The organism is Stenotrophomonas sp. YIM B13575 (assembly GCF_042787595.1).
GTDB lineage: Bacteria > Pseudomonadota > Gammaproteobacteria > Xanthomonadales > Xanthomonadaceae > Stenotrophomonas > Stenotrophomonas lactitubi_B.
This window is the reverse complement of sequence record NZ_JBHZOP010000020.1, coordinates 51,034-74,724: the sequence shown is the minus strand read 5'-3', so window position 1 is coordinate 74,724 and position 23,691 is coordinate 51,034. Positions and strand designations below refer to the sequence as shown.

At 67.3% G+C, this 23,691-nt stretch carries 25 protein-coding genes and 1 tRNA gene; 19 read left to right on the top strand and 7 right to left on the bottom strand.

Annotated elements, in window-relative coordinates; translation table 11 throughout:
- Positions 1-8: 8 nt before the first annotated feature.
- Positions 9-452: a GNAT family N-acetyltransferase gene (locus tag ACFX4F_RS04915; RefSeq protein ID WP_099819191.1), complete on the bottom strand. Its 444-nt coding sequence runs from the start codon at positions 450-452 to the stop codon at positions 9-11.
- Between the two features lie 123 nt (positions 453-575).
- Between ACFX4F_RS04915 and ACFX4F_RS04910 the strand changes: the two genes are divergently transcribed.
- Positions 576-1,370 carry an isocitrate lyase/phosphoenolpyruvate mutase family protein gene (locus tag ACFX4F_RS04910; RefSeq protein WP_207761016.1) on the top strand — a complete coding sequence of 265 codons (795 nt, stop codon included), beginning with the start codon at positions 576-578 and terminating at the stop codon, positions 1,368-1,370.
- Between the two features lie 277 nt (positions 1,371-1,647).
- On the opposite strand, the gene ACFX4F_RS04905 is transcribed toward ACFX4F_RS04910, so the two are convergent.
- Positions 1,648-1,740: transfer RNA gene (locus ACFX4F_RS04905), tRNA-Ser, on the bottom strand.
- Between the two features lie 122 nt (positions 1,741-1,862).
- Here ACFX4F_RS04905 and dnaX point away from each other — a divergent pair.
- The 4 genes from dnaX (at position 1,863) to ACFX4F_RS04885 (ending at position 5,420) form a co-directional block, all read left to right on the top strand.
- On the top strand, positions 1,863-3,956 hold the full coding sequence (gene dnaX / locus ACFX4F_RS04900; RefSeq protein WP_380652880.1) for a DNA polymerase III subunit gamma/tau: 2,094 nt from the start codon (positions 1,863-1,865) through the stop codon (positions 3,954-3,956).
- Between the two features lie 6 nt (positions 3,957-3,962).
- Positions 3,963-4,283, top strand: a complete 321-nt coding sequence (locus ACFX4F_RS04895) for a YbaB/EbfC family nucleoid-associated protein (RefSeq protein WP_025879376.1) — start codon at positions 3,963-3,965, stop codon at positions 4,281-4,283.
- Between the two features lie 111 nt (positions 4,284-4,394).
- Positions 4,395-4,994 (top strand): recombination mediator RecR, encoded by a 600-nt coding sequence (gene recR, locus ACFX4F_RS04890; RefSeq protein WP_380652828.1) that lies wholly within the window; start codon positions 4,395-4,397, stop codon positions 4,992-4,994.
- 66 nt (positions 4,995-5,060) lie between these two features.
- Complete coding sequence (locus ACFX4F_RS04885; RefSeq protein WP_380652825.1) at positions 5,061-5,420, top strand: histidine triad nucleotide-binding protein; 360 nt, start codon at positions 5,061-5,063, stop codon at positions 5,418-5,420.
- A 159-nt stretch (positions 5,421-5,579) separates the two neighbouring features.
- Here ACFX4F_RS04885 and ACFX4F_RS04880 read toward each other — a convergent pair whose 3' ends face one another.
- Genes ACFX4F_RS04880 through ACFX4F_RS04865 form a run of 4 tightly spaced genes read right to left on the bottom strand, consistent with a single transcriptional unit; the run spans position 5,580 to position 9,946 of the window.
- Entirely contained in the window at positions 5,580-6,107 is a 528-nt protein-coding gene (locus ACFX4F_RS04880; protein ID WP_089239146.1) for a Slp family lipoprotein, read from the bottom strand.
- On the bottom strand, positions 6,104-8,053 hold the full coding sequence (locus ACFX4F_RS04875; protein WP_099819195.1) for a DUF3488 and transglutaminase-like domain-containing protein: 1,950 nt from the start codon (positions 8,051-8,053) through the stop codon (positions 6,104-6,106). The genes ACFX4F_RS04880 and ACFX4F_RS04875 overlap by 4 nt, the downstream gene beginning before the upstream one ends.
- Positions 8,046-8,990 carry a DUF58 domain-containing protein gene (locus ACFX4F_RS04870; protein WP_099819196.1) on the bottom strand — a complete coding sequence of 315 codons (945 nt, stop codon included), beginning with the start codon at positions 8,988-8,990 and terminating at the stop codon, positions 8,046-8,048. Before ACFX4F_RS04870 ends, ACFX4F_RS04875 begins: the two co-directional genes overlap by 8 nt.
- A 2-nt stretch (positions 8,991-8,992) precedes the next feature.
- Positions 8,993-9,946, bottom strand: coding sequence for a MoxR family ATPase (locus ACFX4F_RS04865; RefSeq protein ID WP_099819197.1), 954 nt, complete (start codon positions 9,944-9,946; stop codon positions 8,993-8,995).
- Positions 9,947-9,990: 44 nt separating this feature from the next.
- Here ACFX4F_RS04865 and ACFX4F_RS04860 point away from each other — a divergent pair, with 44 nt between their 5' ends.
- Positions 9,991-11,832 carry a glycosyltransferase family 39 protein gene (locus tag ACFX4F_RS04860; protein ID WP_099819198.1) on the top strand — a complete coding sequence of 614 codons (1,842 nt, stop codon included), beginning with the start codon at positions 9,991-9,993 and terminating at the stop codon, positions 11,830-11,832.
- A gap of 28 nt (positions 11,833-11,860) precedes the next feature.
- Here ACFX4F_RS04860 and ACFX4F_RS04855 read toward each other — a convergent pair whose 3' ends face one another.
- Positions 11,861-12,433: a Maf family protein gene (locus tag ACFX4F_RS04855; RefSeq protein ID WP_380652818.1), complete on the bottom strand. Its 573-nt coding sequence runs from the start codon at positions 12,431-12,433 to the stop codon at positions 11,861-11,863.
- Positions 12,434-12,547: 114 nt separating this feature from the next.
- Between ACFX4F_RS04855 and ACFX4F_RS04850 the strand changes: the two genes are divergently transcribed.
- The 13 genes from ACFX4F_RS04850 to ACFX4F_RS04790 all read left to right on the top strand — a co-directional run bounded on the left by ACFX4F_RS04850 (position 12,548) and on the right by ACFX4F_RS04790 (position 23,644).
- Positions 12,548-13,057, top strand: a complete 510-nt coding sequence (locus ACFX4F_RS04850; RefSeq protein ID WP_099819199.1) for a YceD family protein — start codon at positions 12,548-12,550, stop codon at positions 13,055-13,057.
- Between the two features lie 107 nt (positions 13,058-13,164).
- Positions 13,165-13,359, top strand: coding sequence for a 50S ribosomal protein L32 (gene rpmF, locus ACFX4F_RS04845; RefSeq protein ID WP_025879386.1), 195 nt, complete (start codon positions 13,165-13,167; stop codon positions 13,357-13,359).
- 91 nt (positions 13,360-13,450) lie between these two features.
- On the top strand, positions 13,451-14,428 hold the full coding sequence (locus tag ACFX4F_RS04840) for a beta-ketoacyl-ACP synthase III (RefSeq protein WP_380652815.1): 978 nt from the start codon (positions 13,451-13,453) through the stop codon (positions 14,426-14,428).
- 73 nt (positions 14,429-14,501) lie between these two features.
- The gene (locus tag ACFX4F_RS04835) at positions 14,502-15,284 is read left to right on the top strand and encodes a serine/threonine protein phosphatase (protein WP_380652812.1); all 783 of its coding nucleotides are present in this window, start codon (positions 14,502-14,504) and stop codon (positions 15,282-15,284) included.
- A 148-nt stretch (positions 15,285-15,432) separates the two neighbouring features.
- Positions 15,433-16,377, top strand: coding sequence for an ACP S-malonyltransferase (gene fabD / locus ACFX4F_RS04830; RefSeq protein ID WP_099819201.1), 945 nt, complete (start codon positions 15,433-15,435; stop codon positions 16,375-16,377).
- 82 nt (positions 16,378-16,459) lie between these two features.
- Entirely contained in the window at positions 16,460-17,203 is a 744-nt protein-coding gene (fabG, locus tag ACFX4F_RS04825) for a 3-oxoacyl-ACP reductase FabG (protein WP_025874078.1), read from the top strand.
- Positions 17,204-17,355: 152 nt separating this feature from the next.
- Positions 17,356-17,595 carry an acyl carrier protein gene (acpP, locus tag ACFX4F_RS04820; protein ID WP_025874077.1) on the top strand — a complete coding sequence of 80 codons (240 nt, stop codon included), beginning with the start codon at positions 17,356-17,358 and terminating at the stop codon, positions 17,593-17,595.
- Between the two features lie 145 nt (positions 17,596-17,740).
- Positions 17,741-19,003 (top strand): beta-ketoacyl-ACP synthase II, encoded by a 1,263-nt coding sequence (fabF, locus tag ACFX4F_RS04815; RefSeq protein ID WP_099819202.1) that lies wholly within the window; start codon positions 17,741-17,743, stop codon positions 19,001-19,003.
- Positions 19,004-19,095: 92 nt separating this feature from the next.
- Positions 19,096-20,460: an aminodeoxychorismate synthase component I gene (locus ACFX4F_RS04810; RefSeq protein ID WP_099819203.1), complete on the top strand. Its 1,365-nt coding sequence runs from the start codon at positions 19,096-19,098 to the stop codon at positions 20,458-20,460.
- Between the two features lie 157 nt (positions 20,461-20,617).
- A complete protein-coding gene (gene mltG / locus ACFX4F_RS04805) occupies positions 20,618-21,679 on the top strand; it encodes an endolytic transglycosylase MltG (protein WP_380652805.1) in 1,062 nt (353 codons plus the stop codon).
- A complete protein-coding gene (gene tmk, locus ACFX4F_RS04800) occupies positions 21,676-22,341 on the top strand; it encodes a dTMP kinase (RefSeq protein WP_099819205.1) in 666 nt (221 codons plus the stop codon). Before mltG ends, tmk begins: the two co-directional genes overlap by 4 nt.
- Positions 22,338-23,294, top strand: a complete 957-nt coding sequence (locus ACFX4F_RS04795; protein ID WP_099819206.1) for a DNA polymerase III subunit delta' — start codon at positions 22,338-22,340, stop codon at positions 23,292-23,294. The genes tmk and ACFX4F_RS04795 overlap by 4 nt, the downstream gene beginning before the upstream one ends.
- On the top strand, positions 23,291-23,644 hold the full coding sequence (locus ACFX4F_RS04790; RefSeq protein WP_099819207.1) for a PilZ domain-containing protein: 354 nt from the start codon (positions 23,291-23,293) through the stop codon (positions 23,642-23,644). Before ACFX4F_RS04795 ends, ACFX4F_RS04790 begins: the two co-directional genes overlap by 4 nt.
- The last annotated feature ends 47 nt before the right edge of the window (positions 23,645-23,691 follow it).

Here is a 23,691-nt window from a genome sequence, read left to right as displayed (position 1 = left end):
GCGGGAAGCTACAGCACCCGCTCCATCTCCACGGCGTCGATCCCGGCGCCGTGGCCGTCGGCCACCACGCGTACCACCTGGAAGCCGAGGCCGGCATAGAAGCCCTGCGTGTGCTGGCTGGTACTGAGCGTGATGCGCTGGATCGACGGGTCTGTGTCAGCCTGATGCAGCCGGGCCACTGCCAGCGTGCGTCCCAGCCCCTGTCTGTGGCGACTTCGTTCAACCATGCCCCAGCAGAAGCTGGTGCTGCCTTCGCCGCAGTTCCAGAGACCACCACAGGCCACCACCTGGCCATCGACCTCGATCACCTGGAATGCGCACTGTGCGGCATGTTCGTGCAGGAAGCGCTCGAAGTCTCCTCGCTCCTGGGGGGCGAAGTAGGTGGGCACGTTGCTGTCGAAGATCGACAGGCAGGCGGTGATGTCGCTGCAGTGGTAGGGGCGGGGTGTCATGAAGGAACGTCATCGTGGTGGCGGGCACATTGTGCGCGAGGTCCGTGCCATTGATGTCCGAACATGGCGAGCCCGGAAACCGGTTCGGGCGCAGACTGCAGGTCCCCGTCATCAGGAGGTTCCATGTCGAATGCTCATGCCAGTTTCGTAAAACTCCACCAAGGCGCCGATCTTTACGTGCTGCCCAACGTATGGGATGCCGGTGGCGCCCGCCTGGTCCAGCAGCAGGGGGCGCTCGCGGTGGGAACATCGAGTGCTGCGATGGCGTGGTCCTGCGGTCATGCCGATGGCGGTGCGCTGCCTGATACTGCGCTGCTGCAGCGGATTTCCGAAATTGTGGGTGTGACCTCGCTGCCGGTCACGGTCGATATCGAGGATGGCTACAGCGATGCGCCCGACGTGGTCGCTGCGAGGGTGCTGCGCCTGGTCGATGCGGGTGTGGTCGGGATCAACATCGAAGACGGCGCCGGCAGCCCTGCGGCGCTGGTGGCCAAGATCAGCGCCATCCGTTCTGCGCTGGGCGGGCGACCACTGTTCATCAATGCGCGCACTGACGTTTATCTGCGCGGCCTCGCCGAAGGTGAGGAGGCCGTCGGGATGAGCATCGATCGGCTGCAGGCCTATGCACGTGCCGGTGCCGACGGCGGCTTCGTGCCGGGACTGCGCGCGCTGGACGAGGCGGCGGCGATTGCCGGCGCCGTGCCGCTGCCTCTCAACCTGATGTGGCTGCCGGGGATGGCATCGTTTGCTGCACTGTCGCAGGCCGGCGTACGGCGGCTGAGCGCAGGGCCGGCGTTGTTCATGCATGCATGGGCGGCGATGGCCGCGGCGACCACGGATTTTCTCGGCGACGCGATGGCGATGCCGGAGGGGGCGCCGGGGTATGCGGCCTTGAACCAGCTGTTCAGCGAAAGGTGAGGGCGCTGGGGACGGGGGCAGCGGGAGGCTGGGCATGGGCGGGTAGTCGCCTCGACCGGGCCGAGGCATCCACGCATGGCGTGGATCTACTGATGCATCTGGAGGAGCAAGCCCCTCTGTTGAGGGGCTGCCCCGACAGGGGCGGGGAGAGGCAGGCAAAGGGAGGGGCCCGGACGTTGCGCAGCAACGTCTGGGGCGAAGCGCGCGCAGCGCACTTCGCGTCCCGCGCCAGATAACTGAAAAAGGCTGCCCTTTCGGGCAGCCTTTTTCAGTTATCTGGCGGAGAGAGGGGGATTCGAACCCCCGAAGCGCGGTTTAGACGCTTACACACTTTCCAGGCGTGCTCCTTCAACCACTCGGACACCTCTCCGGATCCCTGCCATCGGCAAACGCCTCAGCAGGGGCGCAGATTCTAGCGGGCGCAGCGGCAGGACACAAGCACTGGTTTGCAGGGCGAGAGGGCTGGACAGGCGTGGCACAATGGAACATCCGATGGAAGACGGTGGCCTGATGTCCTATCTCGTCCTTGCCCGCAAGTGGCGTCCGAAGCGTTTTGCCGAGCTGGTGGGCCAGGAACACGTGGTCCGTGCGCTCAGCAATGCGCTGGACAGCGGCCGGGTCCACCATGCGTTCCTGTTTACCGGTACCCGCGGCGTGGGCAAGACCACGATCGCGCGCATCTTCGCCAAATCGCTGAACTGCGAGCAGGGCACCAGTGCCGATCCCTGCGGCCAGTGTGCGGCCTGCCTGGACATCGACGCCGGTCGCTACATCGACCTGCTGGAAATCGATGCCGCGTCCAATACCGGCGTGGACGATGTGCGCGAGGTGATCGAGAACGCCCAGTACATGCCCTCGCGTGGCAAGTACAAGGTGTACCTGATCGACGAAGTGCACATGCTGTCCAAGGCCGCGTTCAATGCGCTGCTGAAGACGCTGGAAGAGCCGCCGGAGCATGTGAAGTTCCTGCTGGCCACCACCGACCCGCAGAAGCTGCCGGTCACCGTGCTCAGCCGCTGCCTGCAGTTCAACCTCAAGCGCCTGGATGAAGATCAGATCCAGGGGCAGATGACCCGCATCCTCACCGCCGAGGAGATCGAGTCGGACCCGACCGCCATCGTGCAGCTGGCCAAGGCCGCCGACGGCAGCCTGCGTGACGGCCTGTCGCTGCTCGACCAGGCCATTGCCTACGCCGGCGGTGCGCTGCGCGAGGACGTGGTGCGCACCATGCTGGGCACGGTCGACCGTACCCAGGTGGCGGCCATGCTCGATGCCTTGGCCGAAGGCGATGGCCCGCGCCTGCTGCAGGTGGTAGCGGCGCTGGCCGAGTTCTCGCCGGACTGGAGCGGCGTGCTTGATGCGCTGGCCGAGGGCCTGCACCGCATCCAGGTGCAGCAACTGGTGCCGGGCGCGTCCGCCGCTGCCGAAGGACTGGATGCCAGCGTGTTTGCCGAGCGCCTGCGCCCGGAAGTGGTCCAGCTCTGGTATCAGATGGCCCTGAACGGTCGTCGCGATCTGCCATTGGCGCCCAGCCCGCGCGCCGGCTTTGAAATGGCCGTGCTGCGCATGCTGGCGTTCCGCCCAGCGGCTGCGGTGCCGTCGGTGCCGCGCACTCCGGAATCCTCCGGTGGCAGCGCACCGACCGGTACGGGCCAGACCGGGGGCAGCGTTGCTGGCAGCCACGAAGGCGCTGCCACGGCGGCTGCTGCGGCGCCAGAAGCCGCAGCCGTCGCCCAGGCCTCGGCACCGGTGCTGGCAGAGGCCATCGCACAGACGCCGACCCCGGCACCACAGCGCGAACCCGAGCCGGAACCCGAGCCGACCCCGGAGCCGGATCCGACTCCTGAACCTGAACCGGTTCCGGTCGAAGAACCCGGGTCACCCCTGCCGATGAAGACGCAGCCGGCTCCAGAGGCGGCCACGCCCAAGGCACCCGCCGAGGCGGACGACCTGCCGCCGTGGGCGACCGACGAGGCTGGCGCGCGCGATGAAGCGCTGGCGGCCGAGATGGCGACGCCCGACGCGGCCATGGTCGCCCCGTGGCACGAGCCGCCAGTGCCGGCGCCGCAGCCGGTTGCAGAGGCTGCTGCCGTGCCGGAGCGTCCGTTCCGTGCCGAAGGCATCCCGATCGCCCCGGCCGTCGAGGTTGTCGCTTCCGACCGCGCTGCGGCGGGCAGCATCAGCGAGCTTGCCTGTGCCGAGGACTGGCTCGACCTGGTTGCCAACAGTGGCCTGAGCGGTCCATCGCGACAGCTTGCAGCCAATGCGGCCTTCATCAGTTGCCAGCAGGGGGTCTTGAAACTGGGCCTTTCGCCCGGATTTGAGTACCTGCGTTCCGAGCGCGCGCTGGCAGCGCTGGGCGAGGTGCTGGAAAGGTCCCTCGGCCACGCGTTGAAGATCGTGGTCGAAACCGTGGAAACCGAGCAGGTCCCGGCCGAGACCCTGCACCAGCGCGCCGACCGCCAGCGTGGCGAGCGGCAGCAGGCTGCCGAGGCCATTTTCATGGACGATCCGGAAGTCCAGCTGCTGATCCAGCAGCACGGCGCCCGGGTTGTTTCCGATTCCATCCGTTCTTTTGACGAGTAAGACGACATGCGCGGCAATATCGCCCAACTGATGCAGCAGGCCCAGAAGATGCAGGAAAACCTGCAGAAGGCCCAGGAAGAAATCGCCAAGATCGAAGTGACCGGCAGCGCCGGTGGCGGCATGGTCAGCGTCACCCTGACCGGTGCCAAGGAGTGCCGCAAGGTGCGCATCGATCCGTCGCTGGCCAGCGATCCGGAAATGCTGGAAGACCTGATCGCCGCCGCCTTCAACGATGCGTCCAACAAGATCGACGCCGAGTCGAAGTCGAAGATGGGTTCGGCCACCGCCGGCATGCAGCTGCCGCCGGGCATGAAGATGCCGTTCTGATGTCCTGCGTGGCACCCGCACCGCCGGGTGCCACCCACCGTGCAGCGTCGAGCGTGCTCGACTGTCCGCAATTTCCAGTCGAGCGCGCTCGGCTCTACAGAACACACCGCCGTGTCCGCACCGCTGCTTGAACAACTGATCGATGCACTGCGGGTGCTGCCTGGCGTAGGCCAGAAGACGGCACAACGCATGGCCTACCACCTGCTCGAACGCGAGCGCGAAGGTGGCAAACGCCTTGCCGAGACGCTGGCAGAGGCGGTCGAACGCATCGGTCACTGTGCGCAGTGCCGCGACTTCAGCGAAACCGAGCTGTGCCCGACCTGCGCCAACGGCAGCCGCGAGCGCAGCCAGTTGTGCGTGGTGGAATCGCCGGCTGACCGCTTGGCGATCGAGAACGCCACCGGCTATCGCGGCGTCTACTTCGTGCTGCAGGGGCGGCTGTCGCCGCTGGATGGCATCGGGCCGCGCGAGCTGGGTCTGGAGCAGCTGGAACAGCGTCTGGCCGAAGCGGAAGTGCAGGAGCTGATCATCGCCACCAGCGCCACCGTCGAAGGCGAAGCCACCGCGCACTACCTCGCGCAGCTGGCGCGCGCCCGCCAGGTGCGGCCGAGTCGACTGGCCCAGGGCCTGCCTCTCGGTGGTGAGCTGGAGTACGTCGATCGCGGCACGCTGTCGCACGCGTTCGGTACCCGCAGCGAAGTGCGCGATTGAGTCGATGCCGGGCATGCCCCGGCGTTACCGGCCTACAATGCGGAAAAACCCCCGCCGAGGCCGACCATGAGCAGCGAAACCCTCTTCAGCAAGATCATCCGTCGCGAGATCCCGGCCACCATCGTCTATGAAGACGAGGACGTGCTGGCGTTCAAGGACATCGCACCGCAGGCGCCGGTGCACGTGCTGTTCATTCCGAAGAACGAGATCATCCCGACCCTGGATGACCTGCAGCCGTCGCAGGCGCACCTGATCGGCAAGCTGGCCCTGGCCGCCGCCGAGTACGCGCGGCAGGAAGGCTTCGCGCAGGACGGCTACCGCATCGTGATGAACTGCCGCGAAGATGCCGGGCAGACCGTGTTCCATATCCACATGCATCTGCTGGCGGGCGCGCCGCTGGGTCACTTCGGCGCACCGGGGCGTTGACGCAGCCGTCCACGCATGGCGTGGATAAAGTAGATCCACGCCATGCGTGGATAAAAATCGTCGCAATGCAACATCGCCCCGAGCAGACCCGCACCATGCATGGATGAAAAAAGGCCGCCCCATGGGGCGGCCTTCTGCATCATGCGTAGCGGGCCTGGACTACCACCAGCCCCAGCCGCGGTAACCGCCCCAGTACGGGCCATAGGGACCCGGGCCCCACGGTCCATAAGGGTAGGGCACCACATCGACCTGGCGCTGCTCCGGCCACAGGTAGATCACGTCGGCCGCCAGCTTCGGCAGGCGGTAGTCGTAATCACCGATGCGGGTGTTGGCGTAGCCATCGATCTTGCCGATGAAGGTCACGTCGCGGCCGGCTTCGAACACGGCCGGGTCGTAGAAGCCGGCGCGGCAGGCGATGAAGCGGCCGTCACTGGCATCGGAGGAGGTGGTGTTCGGGCGGCCACTGCCGTTGAGCGGGCGCGAGATGATCTGGAAGCAGGTCTCGCCCTGGCCGGGCTTGGTTTCGATGATGCGGCCACCCCAGCGCACCGGCGTGCCGACCTGCTGGGTGGCAACCGAGTCGCGCGGGGAAACCAGGCTGAATTGTCCCTGCAGCGGCTTGGGGGCCGTGGCGCAGGCCGACAGGGCCAGGGCGGCCACGGCGGTGAGGAGGAACTTGGTATTCATGGGGAGGCTCCGGAAGTCGGGCGATGCCTGCGCAGGTCCCGCAATAATGGGGCGAGCTCGGTACAAGTGCCAGCGTAGCGTGCATCAGCGAAACGCTGGCTGAGTGTGATGAGGGCCGGGTCGGGGCGCTGCGCGTGGACCCGCCGCGCCCAGTGCAGGGCGGGCTCGTGCGGTTCGCGGCCCAGCCCCAGCCGCGCATAGCGCTGCCCCAGCCGGTGCCAGGCGCGCAGCAGCGGATCGCGCTCGCGTTCGCCACGGGCCAGCAGCCACGCCATCCACCCCAGCGCCAGCGACACCGCCATCACGAAGCCGGCCAGCAGCTGTCCCGGCTGCAGGTCGTCCAGCCCGAATGGTTGCAGCAGCTGCTGCTGGCGGCGCGCGTCGAAGGACAGCACCAGTTCGTTCCAGCCCCTGCGCATCCAGTCGCCGACCTGGCCCAGCTGCAGCCAGCGCTGCTGCAGCCCGGTATCGGCGCCGGCCTGCAGGCGGTCGTCGAGCGTGTCCAGGATGCGCTCGGGTGCCACGGCCGCTGTCGGGTCGATGCGCACCCAGCCGCGTTGCGGCAGCCACACTTCGGCCCAGGCGTGGGCGTCCATCCGCCGCAGCACCCAGTAGTCGCCGATCCGGTTGCGCGTGCCGCCGGCGAACCCGGTGACCACCCGCGCCGGAATGCCGGCATTGCGCATCAGCACCACGAAGGCAGAGCTGAAATGCTGGCAGTAGCCGGCCTTGTAGTCGAACAGGAAGGCATCGACAGGATCACGCCCGGGAGCCGGTGTCGCCAGCGTGTACGAAAAATCCGCGGTGATCCACGCCAGGGCGCGACGGACCACTGCTGCATCATCGCTTCCCGCGTCCTGCCGCCACTGGCGGGCCAGGGTTGCCGTGCGCGGGTTGAAGCCTTCCGGCAGCTGCAGCGCAGCGCGGCGCTGGTACGTCGACAGCGTGGCATCGAAGCGCTGCGGTGGGGCCGAGTGCAGGCGCCAGCGGCTCAACGCGGACAACGGGCGGTCGCTGCTCAGGCTCAGGTCGGCATCAAGCCGGCTGCCTTCCGGTGCGGCGCTGGGCAGATCCAGCGCGACCAGCTGGCGACGGTCGGTGGGCTCGTAATCGATCTGGTAGTCCCAGCCCTCCGTGCCGTGTTCCACGACGGCAGGTGGCAAACGGTCGGTACGGCGGTCGCGTCGCCAGACATGCCCGTCGAACTGCGTCAGTACCGGCCCGCGCCAGTAGCGCTGCGCCGGCGCTGGAACCGCGCCGAAGAACTGCGCCCGCAGAGCCGGGGTGTCGTCGGCCATCAGATCCAGCCACTGGTCCGGCTGCATAGTGTCCGACAGCCCCGGCGTACCGACGGCGCGTTCGGGTATGCCCCACAGCGGCGTGGCCAATCGTGGGAACAGCCAGAAGCTGGCCAACGCCAGCGGCAGGCCGATCAGCAGCAGGCGACCGACGCCACGCAACTGCGCGGACAGCGGCGGTGGCGTACTGCGGCCTTCACCCTGCGCCAGCCGCTGCAGCGCAATCAGGGCGCTGACGCCGGCGAGCATGGCGAGCACGGTGGTCAGCGGCCCCTGGTCGAGCAGGAAGGCCGCAAACGGTGAAAACAGGGCAAAGCCGAGCAGGCTGCGTGCATCGCGCAGGGTGCGCAGCTCGCTGGACTTGATCGCCAGCATCGCCGCCAACAACGCGCAGCCGGTATCCCGGCCCGGGCGCACCGCTCCCATCTGCCAGACGATGGCGGCCAGCATGCCCAGCACCAGCAGCACGCGCACCGGCATCGGCAGCACGCCGCGCTGCGACAGTGCTGCAGTGCCGACCGCTGCCATGGCGATCAACGCGGCCAATGTGGTGGGCAGCTGCAGCAGCAGTGGCAACAGGGCCAGTGCGGCGCTGGCCAGCGTCCACGTGCGGGTGTTGCGGTCCAGCAGCAGGGCAGGCTCAGTCATGGGGAAGCAACGCCAGCGCGCGCAGGCACAGATGGTGGTGGCTGGCGCCCTGGCCGGGGCCGATCGGCGGCTGCATCGGCAGCAGCAGCGTGTAGCGACGGCCTTCGCGCTCGGCGCTGTCCACCCAGCGTGCCAGCCGCGCGATGCGGGCCTCCTGGCCCAAGGGGGCCAGCGCGCGCCAGTCCAGCACCACTTCGATGCCTATCGGCTTCTCGTATTCGCGTACCAGCAGCGTGTCGCGGCGCGCGGAGTGTTTCCAGGCAATGCTGCGCGGTGGATCTCCCGCGCGATACGGACGCAGCTGATGCAGTTCCTCGCCATTGGCATGGGCGCGGGTGTGCAGGGGATCGCTGCCCTGCTGCGGCAACGGCGGCGCCTTCGCTTCGGCCAGCGGGTAGACCAGCAGGGGTTCTTCCGGCCACACCCATGACCACGCCCTGACCAGGCCCAGCGGTTGGGTGGTGGACAGGCGGATGCGCGGCAGTTCCAGCCAGCCACGGCGTTCGCTGGGCACTTCCAGCTCGGCTTCACCGCGGCCGTGTGCGGCCAGGTCGAGCCACGCCTCGCTGTCGCCCAGTTGCAGGTGCAGCCCATGGCGCGCTCGCGGGTCGCGCAGCGACAGGTCCACGCGCAGGCGCAGCGGTTGCCCGGCCGGCAGCGGTTCGGCGGAGATCGCGTCGATCTGCACGCCCGACAACTGCAGGTGCGCGGCGATGGCGCTGGCGATCGCGGCCGCTGCCAACAGCAGCGCCAGCAACAGCGCAGGGTTGTTGTTGTAGTTCAGCGCGCCCAGCAGCATCGCCACCAGCAGGCAGGCCACAAACAGGCCGAAGCGGGTCGGCAGCACGTAGATGCGCCGTCGGTCCAGCCGTTGCGGCAACGACTCCGGCATGCGCGGGCGTGCCAGCTGCAACAGTCGCCGGACATGCGATGCCATCTTCAATCGACCGCGACGGTCTGCAGGATCGCGCGTGCCAGCGTCGGCCCCGAGCTCGACTCGGCTTCACCCACCAGGCGATGGCCAGCCACCGCTACGAACAGCGTCTGCACGTCTTCGGGTACCACGTGGCCACGGCCGAGCAGCAGCGCATGTGCCTTGGCCGCGCGCAGCAGAGCCAGGCCGGCGCGCGGCGACAATCCCACGCGTACGCCGGCATGCTGGCGGCTGCGGGTCAGCAGGGCCTGCACGTAGTCCACCAGCGCGTCGCTGACATGCACCTGGCCGACCGCCTCACGCAGTGCACGTACCTGGGTGTCATCCAGCTGCGGCAGCGCGCGGGCGATCAGGTCGCGGCGATCACTGCCGCGCAGCAGCTCACGTTCCGCCTGTGCGCTGGGATAGCCCATCGCCAGCCGCAGCAGGAAACGATCCAGCTGCGAATCGGGCAGTGGGAACGTGCCCGACAGATCCACCGGGTTCTGCGTGGCGATCACGAAGAACGGATCAGGCAGGACATGAGTTTGACCGTCGAGGGTGACCTGCTGCTCGGCCATCGCTTCCAGCAGCGCGCTCTGCGTGCGCGGCGGCGCCCGGTTGATCTCGTCGGCCAGCAGCACGTGGGTGAAGACCGGCCCGGGATGGAACTGGAACTGGCGGCTGCCGGCGTCATACACCGATACGCCGAGTACGTCGGCCGGCAGCAGGTCGGAGGTGAACTGCACGCGCTGGAAGCTCAGCCCCAGGCTGCTGGCCAGGGCATGGGCCAGCGTGGTCTTGCCGAGGCCGGGCAGGTCTTCGATCAGCAGGTGACCGCCAGACAGCAGGGCCACAAACGCCAGTCGAACCTCCTGCACCTTGCCTAGCACCAGTGCATTGACCTGGTCCTGCGCATTGCGCAGGGACTGACGCAGTTGATCGGTTAGCATGCTGGGCATGGGGGACGAAGCTGTCATGGTCGTCTCAAGTTCGGTAACCGGTCGATTCTATCCATAGAGCAATGCAGGGCGAACAGCGCGCACGTACGATTTTTCTCTGGTTATGGACGCTCGTCACAGCGGCCAAGCTGGTCGTGGCCGCACGCCTGCCGTTGTTCGTCGATGAGGCGTTCTACTGGCAGGAAGGCCAGCATCTGGCTGCAGCCTATTCGGATCTGCCGGGGCTGACGGCCTGGTTGACCCGGTTGGGTGTGGAGCTTGGCGGCCAGCATGTGCTTGCGCTGCGCCTGCCGTTCCTGGCCATTGGCGCAGTGCTGCCGCTGCTGGTATCGCGCATTGCGGCGCGCTGGTTCGGCAATGTTGCGGGGTGGCAGGCCGGCAGCTTGACGCTGCTGATGCCGTTGTCGGCAACGCTGGGCCTGCTGGCCGTACCTGATGTGCCGATGGCGCTGGCAGCCGTGCTGTGCCTGGACGCAGGCGCACGCCTGCTGCGCAACGTCGACGCGTCTTCCGCGGTGAAACTGGCGTTGGGTCTGCTGATCGGCGCGCTCAGCCACTATCGCTTCATCGGTGTGATCGGCGTCGGCTTCATTGCCCTGCTGGCGCTGCCGCAGGGCCGGCGCATGCTGACCGATCCGCGCGTCTGGGTGGCCCTGGCTGTTGGCGTACTGGCATGGCTGCCGCTGCTGGCCTGGAATGCCGACAATCACGATGCCGGTCTGAAGTTCCAGGTGGTCGAGCGTCATCCGTGGGCGTTCGAGTGGCGCGGCCTGTGGTTCCTGGTGATCCAGCCGATGCTGGTCACGCCCATCCTGTGCATCGCGATGTGGAAGGTGGCGCTGGCCGGTACCCGCAGTGGCGGCGGTGCGCGCGTGCAGTGGCGCTATTTCGGCCTGGTCGGTGGTGTGTCGACGCTGGGCATCTTCGCACTGGGCTTCTTCACCGACGTCGAGCGCATCAGCTTCCATTGGCCGCTGCCGGGCTACCTGGCCCTGCTGGTGGCGGTGCCGGTGATCCTCAACGGCTGGCCGCGCTGGTTGCGGCGTACCGGCTGGTGGCTGGCCGGGCTGGGCATGGTGCTGGCCTTCGGCTATTACCTGATGGCGTCCTCGTCATCGCTGCGCGAGCAGTTGGCCGGCGACAAGTACTACCCGCGCAACTTCGCCGGCTGGCAGCCGCTGGCGGCTGCGGTCCGCGAAGAACTGCAGCAGATGCCTGAAGGCAGCCGCGTGCTGGCCGGCAACTTCAAGGTGGGCGCCGAACTGGGCTTCCAGCTGGGCCGCGGTGACATCGACGTGCTGCCGCATCCGCTCAATGACAAACACGGCCGTACCGCGCAGCTGGCGCAATGGAACCTGGTGCATGAGGGCGAGCGCGACGTGCCGATGCTGCTGGTGCTGTCGCCCAGTGATCAGCGTTTCCGCGATCTGCTCACCCGCTATCACGCGATCTGCGAACAGGTCGGGCCGCTGCCGCCACCGCGCGTGGTCAGCAACGACCACGGATTCCAGCGTTTCCTGTTGTTCCGCCTGCCGGTGCAGCGCGCGCAGGGTCCATGCGTGGCACCCGCACTGGCCTGGCTGGACGCCCCTTCCAATGGCGACGTGGTGAGCGGCACGCTGGCGATCAAGGGCTGGGCGTTCAAGGAAGGTGTCGGCCTGTCGCGGGTGGAAGTGCTGGTGGATGGTCGCTCGATCGGCGATGCCACCTACGGGCGGGTGTTCGATATCCGCCATGCCTGGCCGCACAGCACCGATCCGCAACATCCGGCTGTCGGCTTCGATGCAACGCTCGATACCACGACGCTGGCGCCGGGAAAGCACTGGCTGGGCCTGCGCCTGCATGGTCGCGACGGCAGTGTGGAGCCGTGGCAGGAGCAGCCGTTCGTGGTGGAAAAACGCTGAGGCATCGTGCCTCGTGTAGCGGGCCGGGTTACGGCACCGGGAATCCGGCCTGGCGCAGCAATCCGCACAATGCGATCAACGGCAGCCCGATCAGCGCCGTCGGGTCGCGGTTGTCGATGGCCTCGAACAGGCTGATGCCCAGGCCTTCGCACTTGAAGCTGCCGGCGCAGTCCAGCGGCTGCTCGATGGCCACGTAGCGGGCGATCTCCGGCGCCTGCAGCGCGCGGAAGCGCACCTGGGTCAAGTCCATTGCCGTGAAGGATTCTCCGTCGCGGGTGAGACTGATGGCCGTGTGGAAGCGCACCGTCTGCCCGGACATTGCCGCCAGCTGCGCGCACGCCGCCTCGACCGTGCCCGGCTTGCCCAGCGGCTGACCGTTCAGGTCCGCCACCTGGTCCGAGCCGATCACCCAGCTGCCGGGATGGCGGACGGCCACCTCGGCCGCCTTGGCGCTGGCTAGGCGTGCCGCCAGCGCCAGCGGGGCCTCGTTGGCGTGCGGGGTCTCATCCACCTGCGGGCGTGCGCAGTCGAAGGGCAACCCCAGCCGTTCCAGCAGGTCGCGGCGGTAGCGGGAGGTGGAGGCCAGGACCAGGGCAGGCATGCGGGAATTCCGGGAGCGGGGCGCGGCAGTCTGGCCCGGCACAGCCAGCCACAGCAAGCCTTCCATGGCAGTCATTTGACACGCGACCTGCCGATCCTTAATATTCGGCGGCTTATGTCCGCGAACGTACCCGAAACGCTGGATGCCTGGCGGATGGTCGTGGCGCGAAGGCGCTTCGACGGTCAGGTCTCCCTGGCTGAATTGACTCGCCTGCAGGGGCTTGTCGCAGATACCGAAGGCGAGTGTAATTACTCGCTCGAATTCGGTCGCGACGAGATCTTGCGGGTATCCTATGTGGAACTCAGCATCGATACCGCGTTGCCGCTGACCTGTCAGCGCAGCATGCAGCGCTTCCTGCTGCCGGTGAAGATGACCCAGAGGCTTGGCCTGATCCGCGACGAAGACGAGGAATCGTCCTTGCCGGAGGAATACGAGGCGTTGCTCGTGCCGGAAGATGGCCAGCTGCGTCCGTTGGACCTGGTCGAGGACGAACTGGTGCTGGCGGTACCGGTGGTACCCCTGTCGCCGGATGGTGAGGCAGTCGACAAGGACTGGGCACCGACCGAAGAAGAAATTGAAAAGGCCAACCCGTTTGCGGCGTTGGCGGCATTGAAGAAACAATAGCAGCCGGTTGTCGTCGGCGGCTGCGGCGAAAGTGAAAAGTGTGCTGGACGCTGGCGTCCTGTGCGACGAAACGACGAAGCAAAACGAACCGAGTTTGGAGCAATCCCATGGCTGTCCAGAAATCCCGTGTTACCCCGTCCCGTCGTGGCCAGCGTCGTTCGCATGACGCCCTGAGCGCCAAGCAGCTGTCGACCGACCCGACCACCGGCGAAGTGCATCTGCGTCACCACATCACTGCTGACGGTTTCTACCGCGGCAAGAAGGTCATCCAGACCAAGTCTTCCGCTGTCCAGGAAGACTGATGTGCCGGAAGGTCGCTGCCCGCTGGGCAGCGGCCTTCGCCTTCTTTCCCGGGCACGCCGGTGAACGGCGGCTCGTGCAACAGGAAACATGATGAGCAAGCGGATCTACTCGAGGATCGCGGGCACCGGTAGCTATTTGCCGGAAAAAGTCCTGACCAACGCCGACCTGGAAAAAATGGTCGAGACCTCGGACGAGTGGATCCAGACGCGCACCGGTATCCGTGAACGGCACATCGCTGCCGAAGGCGAAACCACCAGCGATCTCGGCTACCAGGCCGCGCTGCGTGCGATCGAAGCGGCCGGTATCGACGCGTCGCAGCTCGACATGATCGTGGTCGGCACGACCACTCCTGATCTGATCTTCCCCTCCACCGCGTGCCTGATCCAGGCCAAGCTCGGTGTGAGCGGCTGCCCCGCTTTCGACGTCAACGCGGCCTGCTCGGGCTTCGTGTTCGCGCTCAGCGTGGCTGACAAATTCATCCGTTCCGGTGATGCCCGCCATGTGCTGGTGATCGGCGCGGAAACCCTGACCCGCATCGTCGACTGGGGAGACCGCACCACCTGCGTGCTGTTCGGTGATGGCGCGGGCGCCGTCGTGCTCAAGGCCGACGAAGAAACCGGCATCCTCAGCACCCACCTGCATTCGGATGGCAGCAAGAAAGAGCTGCTGTGGAACCCGGTCGGCGTCTCGGTCGGTTTCGGTGAAGGCAACAACGGTGGCGGCACCATCAACATGAAGGGCAACGACGTGTTCAAGTACGCCGTCAAGGCGCTGGACTCGGTCGTGGACGAAACCCTGGACGCCAACGGTCTGACCAAGTCCGACCTGGACTGGCTGATCCCGCACCAGGCCAACCTGCGCATCATCGAGGCCACCGCCAAGCGGCTGGACATGTCGATGGACCAGGTCGTGGTCACTGTCGACAAGCACGGCAATACCTCGTCCGCCTCGGTGCCGCTGGCGCTGGATGCGGCTGTGCGTTCCGGCAGGGTCGAGCGCGGCCAGCTGCTGTTGCTGGAAGCATTCGGTGGTGGCTTCACGTGGGGTTCGGCACTGCTGCGCTATTGATAGTGCGAGTTACGACAACGTGAAACCGTCGTTACGGCCCCTCTGGGGCCGTAATGCGTTAAAGGAGACTGTCATGGTTGAGCCCATCGTCATCGAAGGGCAACGCGCCTGGCTGAAGCAGTACGGCGAAGGAAGCCGAGCAGTGGCCCTGGGCCTGCTCAATTTTGTTGCCCGCCGGTTCCATCTCGATGCCCTGCGCCCGCCGCCGCACCGCGGTGGCGACGCCGCGCGCGAAACCGAAGCCCGCCGGCTGGCCGAACTGCAGGCGCAGGGGGTGAATGTTCCCGCGGTGATCGGCAGTGGCCATGCCGCGCTGGTGATCGGCGACAACGGCAGCTCGTTCAACACCTGCCTGCGCGAGGCCGACGATGCCGGCCGCGATCGCCTCGTGGCTGCAGCGATGCAGGCCATTGCCGAAGCGCACGCGCGTGGCGCCTATTTTGGCCAGCCGCTGCCGCGCAACCTCACCTGGGATGGCAAGAACGTCGGTTTCATCGACTTCGAAGAAGATCCGCTGGAAGTCATGGACCTGGCCGAGGCACAGGCGCGTGACTGGCTGATGTTCGGTTACGGCGTGGCCAAGTACTACGCCGACCGCCCCGAAAGCCTGCAGGCGATGATGGCCGAGGCGATGAACGGGGTGCAGGCACCGGTGCGTGCGCACGTACACGCCGTCAGTGGCCGCCTGCAGCGCCTGGCGCGGGTGTGCATGAAGCTGGGGCGCTCGGCGCGTGCGCTGGCCCACTCCATTTTCATCACCCACGGCGCCACCACGCTGGGCCTGCTGATGGTGGTCGGCCTGTGCATGGACTGGTTTGCCGACGGCGAGCTGGACATCCTGCAGCTGCTCTGCTGATTGCGGACAGGGGTCGGAGCCCTTTTCCGCAGGAAAAGGGAGCCAACCCCGCCCATGATCCATACGCCGTGCATACGCGCACGTACAGACGACACGGCATGTTCCCCCTTATCATGGCCCGCTTCGATTGCAACAAGCGGATGACCGCGTGACCCTATCCACCCTCGCTTTTGTCTTCCCCGGTCAGGGCTCGCAGTCTGTGGGCATGCTGGCCGAGCTGGCCGAACTGCACCCGCAGGTGCGTGAGGCCTTCACCGAGGCATCCGATGGTGCCGGCGTCGACCTGTGGGCGTTGTCCCAGGGTGGCCCGGAGGAAATGCTCAACCGTACCGAATACACCCAGCCGGCCCTGCTGGCCGCCAGCATCGGCGCGTGGCGCGCCTGGAACGCCGTAGGCGGTCCGCGTCCGTCGGTTCTGGCTGGCCACAGCCTGGGCGAGTACACCGCCCTGGTCGCCGCTGGCGCCCTCAGCCTGCACGACGGTGCGCACCTGGTGCGCCTGCGCGGCCAGCTGATGCAGGACGCCGCTCCGGCCGGTGTCGGCGCCATGGCCGCCGTGCTCGGCGCCGAAGACCAGCTGGTGCTGGACGTCTGCGCGGAAGCCGCCGGCAGCCAGGTGGTGGTTCCGGCCAACTTCAACTCGCCGGGCCAGATCGTGATCGGCGGCGACGCTGCCGCGGTCGACCGTGCGCTGGCGCTGCTGGCCGAGAAGGGCGTGCGCAAGGCGGTCAAGCTGGCCGTCAGCGTGCCCTCGCACACCCCGCTGATGCGCGAAGCCGCCAACCGCCTGGCCGAAGTGATGGCCGGCCTGTCCTGGCAGCTGCCGCAGCTGCCGGTGGTGCAGAACGTCGACGCCAAGGTGCACGACGGCGTGGACGCGATCCGCGCCGCGCTGGTGCAGCAGCTGTACCAGCCCGTGCAGTGGACCGGCTGCGTGCAGGCCCTGGCCGCCCGTGGCGTCACCCAGATCGCCGAGTGCGGTCCGGGCAAGGTGCTGACCGGCCTGGTCAAGCGCATCGACAAGGCCATCGACGGCCGTTCCCTGGCCACCCCGGGCGACTTCGAAACCGCCCGCGAGACGTGGTCGGCCTGATTGCCCCTGTTCCTGCCGACCGCGCCGGTGGCCGCTGCAAGCGGCACGGGTGCGGCGGCCGCCCCAGCCTGAGGAAAACATCATGAGCAAGCCCCTGCAGGGTGAAATCGCACTGGTTACCGGTGCCAGCCGTGGCATTGGTGCCGCCATCGCCGATCTGCTGGCCGCCCAGGGCGCCACCGTCATCGGCACCGCCACCACCGATTCCGGCGCCGCCGCGATCGGCGAGCGCCTGGCCGCCCACGGCGGTCACGGCCGTGCGCTGAACGTCACCGACGCTGCCGCGCTCGACGCCGTGCTTGACGGCATCGCCAAGGAATTCGGCCCGATCTCGATCCTGGTCAACAACGCCGGCATCACCCGCGACAACCTGCTGATGCGCATGAAGGAAGACGATTGGGCGTCGATCATCGACACCAACCTGACCAGCGTGTTCCGCACCAGCAAGGCGGTCATGCGCGGCATGATGAAGGCGCGCAAGGGCCGCATCATCAACATCGCCTCGGTGGTGGGCGTGACCGGCAACGCCGGCCAGGCCAACTACGCCGCCGCCAAGGCCGGCATCATCGGTTTCTCCAAGTCGCTGGCCAAGGAAATCGGCTCGCGCGGCGTCACCGTCAATGTGGTCGCGCCGGGCTTCATCGACACCGACATGACCAAGGCACTGCCGGAAGAGGCGCGTACCGCGCTGATCGGCGACATCGCCCTCGAACGCCTGGGTTCTCCGGAGGACATCGCCCACGCGGTGGCCTTCCTGGCCAGCCCGGCTGCCGGCTACATCACCGGCGAAACTCTCCATGTGAACGGCGGCATGTACATGCCGTAAGCAAGGGGCGCAGGGATCGCGCCGCAAGTGGTTGATCTGCGAGGATTTTTGCTGCAATGCAAGGTCACGCCGGTTTCCACTACACTATCCCACGGCCATCGCCTTTGATGGCGACCACTTTTGAACCACTACTCCATCTGGAGCGATATCCCATGAGCACCATCGAAGAACGCGTCAAGAAAATCGTCATCGAACAGCTTGGCGTCAAGGAAGAAGAAGTCACCAACAGCGCATCGTTCGTCGATGACCTGGGCGCTGACTCGCTGGACACCGTCGAGCTGGTGATGGCGCTGGAAGAAGAATTCGAGTGCGAGATCCCGGACGAAGAAGCCGAGAAGATCAGCACCGTGCAGGCTGCGATCACCTACATCACGGCCCACGTCAAGGCCTGATGCAGGACGTCAGTGCGCGCGCGGGCGTCGAGCTCGCCGCGCACGACACCCCATGGGGCCGCTGTTTGCGGCCCCGTGTGTTTGCGTACCACACCGAAGTAAACCGCGTTACCCGCAAAGAACGTTCGGGTCAGGAGAATCAGCAATGAAGCGTCGCGTCGTCGTAACCGGCCTGGGTATGGTCTCGCCGTTGGGCAATGATCTGGCCAGCAGCTGGGAAGGCATCACCCACGGTCGTTCGGGCATCGGTCCGCTGACCAACGTTTCTGATGCCTACCTGGAACGGTTTACCACCAAGATCGCAGGTGAGGTCAAAGGCTTTGACATCACCGCCGACAACGAACTGTTCGGCAAGTACCGGGTCAGCGGCAAGGATGCCAAGAAGATGGACCCGTTCATCCATTACGGCCTCGGTGCCGCCTTCATGGCCCTGCATGATTCGGGCCTGGAGATCACCGACGCCAACGCCGACCGCATTGGCGCCATCGTTGGCGCCGGCATCGGCGGCCTGCTCGGCATCGAAGAGCAGACCATCGAGTTCCACGAGGGGAAGAAGATCTCTCCCTTCTACGTGCCCAAGACCATCATCAACATGCTGCCGGGCCAGCTGAGCATCATCAGCGGCCTGAAGGGCCCGTCGTTCTCGGCGGTCTCGGCGTGCGCCACCTCCAACCATTCCATCGGCACCGCCATGCGCATGATCCAGTACGGCGATGCGGACGTGATGGTGGCCGGCGGTGCCGAACGCGGTTCCTCGCCGACGGCGCTGGGCGGCTTCTGCGCGATGAAGGCGATGAGCACCCGCAACGACGCCCCGGAACAGGCCTCGCGCCCGTGGGACAAGGACCGTGACGGCTTCGTGCTGGGCGACGGCGCCGGCATCCTGATCCTGGAAGAGTACGAGCACGCCAAGGCCCGTGGCGCGAAGATCTACTGCGAGCTGGCCGGTTTCGGCGCCAGCTCCGACGCGTACCACATGACCGCGCCGAGCGAGAACGGCGAAGGCGCTGCGCGCTGCATGGCCATGGCCATGAAGGATGCGGGTGTCACCCCGGAGCAGGTCGGCTACCTCAACGCACATGGCACCTCGACCCCGCTGGGCGACCTCGGCGAGACCATGGCGATGAAGACCGCCTTCGGCGACCACGCCTACAAGATGATGGTCAGCTCCACCAAGTCGATGACCGGCCACCTGCTCGGCGCTGCCGGCGGCGTGGAAGCGATCTTCTCGGTGCTGGCAATGCGCGACAACGTGATTCCGCCGACCATCAACCTGCAGCAGCCGGGCGAAGGCTGCGATCTGGACTACGTGCCCAACGAAGCACGCCAGGCCAAGGTCGACGTGGTGATGTCCAATGGCTTCGGCTTCGGCGGCACCAACGGCACGCTGATCTTCAAGCGCGTCTGATCGCACCGGCAGCGTCGAGCCAGGCTCGACTCCGCCAACCACGAGGCCGCCGCAAGGCGGCTTCCGTGTATCCGTCTCCCGAACTGGCCGCCATGACCCACGCCCCGCTGATCCATCCGCTGCCACACCCGATCGACCTGCTGGCCCTGCAGCAGCGCGACCCGGCGCGTTTCCCGCTGCTGATGGAGTCCACCGCCTCGGGTACCGCCCAGGGCCGCTGGAGCCTGCTGCTGGCCGCGCAGGGTGACACCCTGCAGCTGGACGCCGATGGCCAGGTGCGCGACCAGCACGGTGCGGTGCAGCCCGGCAGTTTCCTGCAAGCGCTGGACCGCGCATGGCAGGCGCAGCGGCTGCCGCACGACGGCGGCCACGCGCTGCCGTTCCGGGGTGGCTGGGCGCTGATGCTGGACTACGAAGTGGCCAGCCAGGTCGAACCGGTGCTGCCGGCGCGCGCGCGCGATGACGGTCACCCGACCGCGCTCGCCCTGCGCTGCCCGGCCGCCGTGCTGCATGACCACCAGACCGACACCAGCTTCCTCATTGCCGAAGCGGGCGAGCAGGCGCTGCTGGACACGCTGGTCGCCTTGGTGGCCGGCGAACTGCCGCAGGCCGGGCAGGGCTGGCAACCGCCGCAATCGGTCAGCGAAGACGAGCCGCAGCGCTTCACCGATGGCGTGCGCCGGGTGATCGAGTACCTGCGCGCCGGCGATGTGTTCCAGGTGAACCTGTCGCGGCGCTGGAGCGCGCAGTTCGCCACGGCGGTCAGTCCGCAGGCGCTGTACGCGCAGCTGCGACGCGCCAATCCGGCGCCGTTTGCCGGCCTGTTCAGTGCGCATGGCCGGCATGTGGTCAGCTCGTCGCCGGAACGGCTGGTCTCGGTGCACGGCGGCCACGCGCAGACCCGCCCGATCGCCGGCACCCGCCCGCGCTTCGAGGGCGACGACGATGCCGCACGCATCCAGGAGCTGGTCGGCCATCCCAAGGAGCGCGCCGAGCACGTGATGCTGATCGACCTGGAGCGCAACGACCTGGGCCGCATCTGCCTGCCCGGCACGGTCGTCGTGGACGAGCTGATGACCGTGGAAAGCTACGCGCACGTGCACCACATCGTCAGCAACGTCAGCGGCCATCTGCGCGCGGACGTGACCCCGGGCGAAGTGATCGCTGCCACCTTCCCTGGGGGCACCATCACCGGCTGTCCAAAGGTGCGCTGCATGCAGATCATCAGCGAGCTGGAGCAGGTGCCGCGCGGCGCGTACACCGGTGCGTTCGGCTGGCTGAACCGCGATGGCGACCTAGACCTGAACATCCTGATCCGTACCGCCGAAGTGGATGGCAACGAGGTCAGCTTCCGTACCGGTGCCGGCATCGTGGTCGACTCGGACCCGGACAAGGAGCTGGACGAAACCCGGGCCAAGGCGCGCGGGCTGCTGCGGGCGCTTGGCCAGCAGGGGTAGCGCCGGCCGCGGCCATGGCCGTTCATCCACGCATGGCGTGGATCTACTGGTGATGGTGGGTGCCGACCGTTGGTCGGCACGGAGACGCCACCCCGGTCATGACCCCACACCAGCGGCACGGTATCCTGCACGACGGAATCGAGTTCAGAGGTAGTCCATGGCGGGAGCCAAGCGCGGGTGTCTGTGGGTGGTAACGCTGCTGCTGGTGCTGGTCGCCATCGTGGCCGGCGCGGGCGCGTGGTTCTTCTACAAGCAGAGCCAGTTTGCCGACGTGCCGTTGACCCCCAGTGCGGACAGCGTGGTCATCGCCAGCGGCGATGGCATGAACAGCGTGCTGCGCAAGCTGCGCGAGGCCGGCGTGGACGAGGGCCAGGACACCCAGTGGCAGCTGCTGGCGCGCCAGCTGGACGCCGCCGGCAAGCTGAAGGTAGGCGAGTACGCGCTGAGCACGGACCTGACCCCGCGCGAACTGTTGCTGCGCATGCGCGCCGGCAAGGTGCTGCAGCACCGCGTCACCATCATCGAAGGCTGGAACATCCGCCAGCTGCGCGCCGCGCTCAAGCGCGCCGATCCGTTGCTGCACACCACCGATACCCTCGATGACGCCGCGCTGATGGACCGCCTCGGTTTCGCCGGCCAGCATCCGGAAGGCCGCTTCCTGCCGGAGACCTACGTCTACCAGCGCGGCGACAGTGACCTGGACGTGCTCAAGCGTGCCCACGGCGCGATGGAGAAGGCGCTGGACGAAGCCTGGGAAAGCCGCGCGCCGGATCTGCCGATCAATACGCCCTACGAGCTGCTGACGATGGCGTCGATCATCGAAAAGGAAACCGCGCTGGCCAGCGAGCGACCGCAGATTGCCGGCGTGTTCATGCGCCGCCTGAAGATCGGCATGCGCCTGCAGACCGACCCGACCGTGATCTACGGCATCGGCGCGGCGTACGACGGCAACATCCGCCGCCGTGACCTCACCACCGATACGCCCTACAACACCTACACCCGGTCTGGCCTGACCCCGACCCCGATCGCCATGCCCAGCCGCGATGCGCTGATGGCTGCTGCGCAACCGGCACCGGGCGATGCGCTGTACTTCGTCGCCGTGGGCGATGGCAGCGGCGCACACGTGTTCTCGCCCAGCCTGGACAAACACAACGCCGCCGTAGCCCGCTACCTGCAGCAGCTGCGCCAGCAACGCACCCAGGAGACCCCGGCGCAATGAGTTCCGCGCTGCTTCGCCATCCCCGTTTCGTCAGCCTGGAAGGCGGCGAAGGCGCGGGCAAGACCACGGCCATCAACGCCATCCGCGAGTGCCTGCGCCGCCACGGCCATGAGGTCGTGCTGACCCGCGAGCCTGGTGGCACACCGCTGGCCGAGCGTATCCGCGGCCTGGTGCTGAAGCCCGATGCCGAGATCGCTGCCGAACCGCTCAGTGCCGAGGCCGAACTGCTGCTGGTGTTCGCCGCACGTGCGCAGCATGTGCGCCAGGTGATCCAGCCGGCGCTGCAGCGCGGCGCCTATGTGCTCAGCGATCGCTTCACCGATTCCAGTTACGCCTACCAGGGCGGTGGCCGCGGCCTGGACCCGCAGTGGATTGCCGACCTGGAGCGCCGCGCCGTCGGCCTGCTGCCCGGTTTGACCCTGCTGCTGGACGTGGACGTGGCCGTTGGCCGCGCGCGTGCCAATGGCCGCGATCTGTGGCCGGACCGCATCGAAAGCGAGCAGGACGATTTCTTCCAGCGCGTGCGCGAGGTGTTCCGCAGCCGCGCACAACAGGACCCGCAGCGCTTCGCGCTGGTCGATGCCGGCCAGGTGCAGGAACGCGTGGCGGCTGACGTGGTCGCGCGTGTCGAGCGCTGGCTGCAGCAAGGGCAGGGCGCATGAGTACGTTTTCGCCCTGGCAGCAGCGCGCGTTCGACCAGACCGTGGCCGCGCTGGATGCGGATCGGCTGGGCCACGGCCTGCTGATCTGTGGCCCGGCTGGGCTGGGCAAGCGTGAAGTGGCGCTCGCGCTGGCCGACCATGTGCTGGCACGTGGTGATGCCGCGCACGCCACCCGCACGCGGCAGCTGATTGCCGCCGGCACCCATCCCGACCTGCAGCTGATCAGCTTCATTCCGAACAAGAGCGGCGACAAGCTGCGCACCGAGATCGTCATCGAGCAGGTGCGCGAGATCACCAACAAGCTGGCGCTGACCCCGCAGTACGGCGTGGCGCAGGTGGTGATCGTCGACCCGGCCGATGCCATCAACCGTTCGGCCGCCAATGCGCTGCTGAAGACCCTGGAAGAACCGCAACCCGGGCGCTACCTGTGGTTGATCAGCAGTGACCCGGCGCGCCTGCCGCAGACCGTACGCAGCCGCTGCCAGCGCCTGGAATTCAAGCTGCCGCCACGCGAGGAAGCGCTGGCCTGGCTGCAGCAGCAGGGGCACAGCGAGGCCGCCGCGCGCGAGGCGCTGGATGCAGCACGTGGCCATCCCGGGCAGGCTGACAACTGGCTGCGCGAAGATGGCCTGAGCCTGCGTCGCGACGTCGGCCGCGAGCTGGAACAGCTGGCCGCCGGCAAGACCGGTGCGGTGGAACTGGCGCAGAAATGGTGTGCCGATGACAACGCGGCACTGCGCCTGCGCTTCGCCGCCGACCTGGCGCTGGCCCAGGCCAGCACCGATGCCTTGACCACGCCGGAGCGATTGCACAAGCTTGCAGCCTGGTTCGATGCGGCCAACCGCACCCGCGACCTGCTGCGCACCACTGTGCGCGCAGACCTTGCGGTGGTCGAGTTGCTGCTGGCCTGGAACAAGGTGAACGAGCGGCCTGCCGCAAGGGGAAATCGATGAGTGCCAGCAACGCCCGCCAGGGCATCCTGTCCCTGGCTGTGAAGGACAAGGCCGCGCTGTACAGCGCGTACATGCCGTTCGTGAAGAATGGCGGCATCTTCGTGCCCACGCCCAAGCGTTATTTCCTGGGCGATGAGGTGTTCCTGCTGCTGACCTTGCCCGATTCCAGCGAGCGCCTGCCGGTGGCCGGCAAGGTGATCTGGGTGACCCCCGCAGGCGCGCAGGGCAACCGCGCGGCCGGCATCGGCGTGCAGCTGGCAGACGGGCAGGAAGGCGAGACCGTACGGCACAAGATCGAGACGATCCTGGCCGGCCTGACCGGTTCGGACAAGCCGACGCATACGATGTGATGTGGGCGGATTGCCCCTCCCGGTAGAGCCAGGCCATGCCTGGCTGA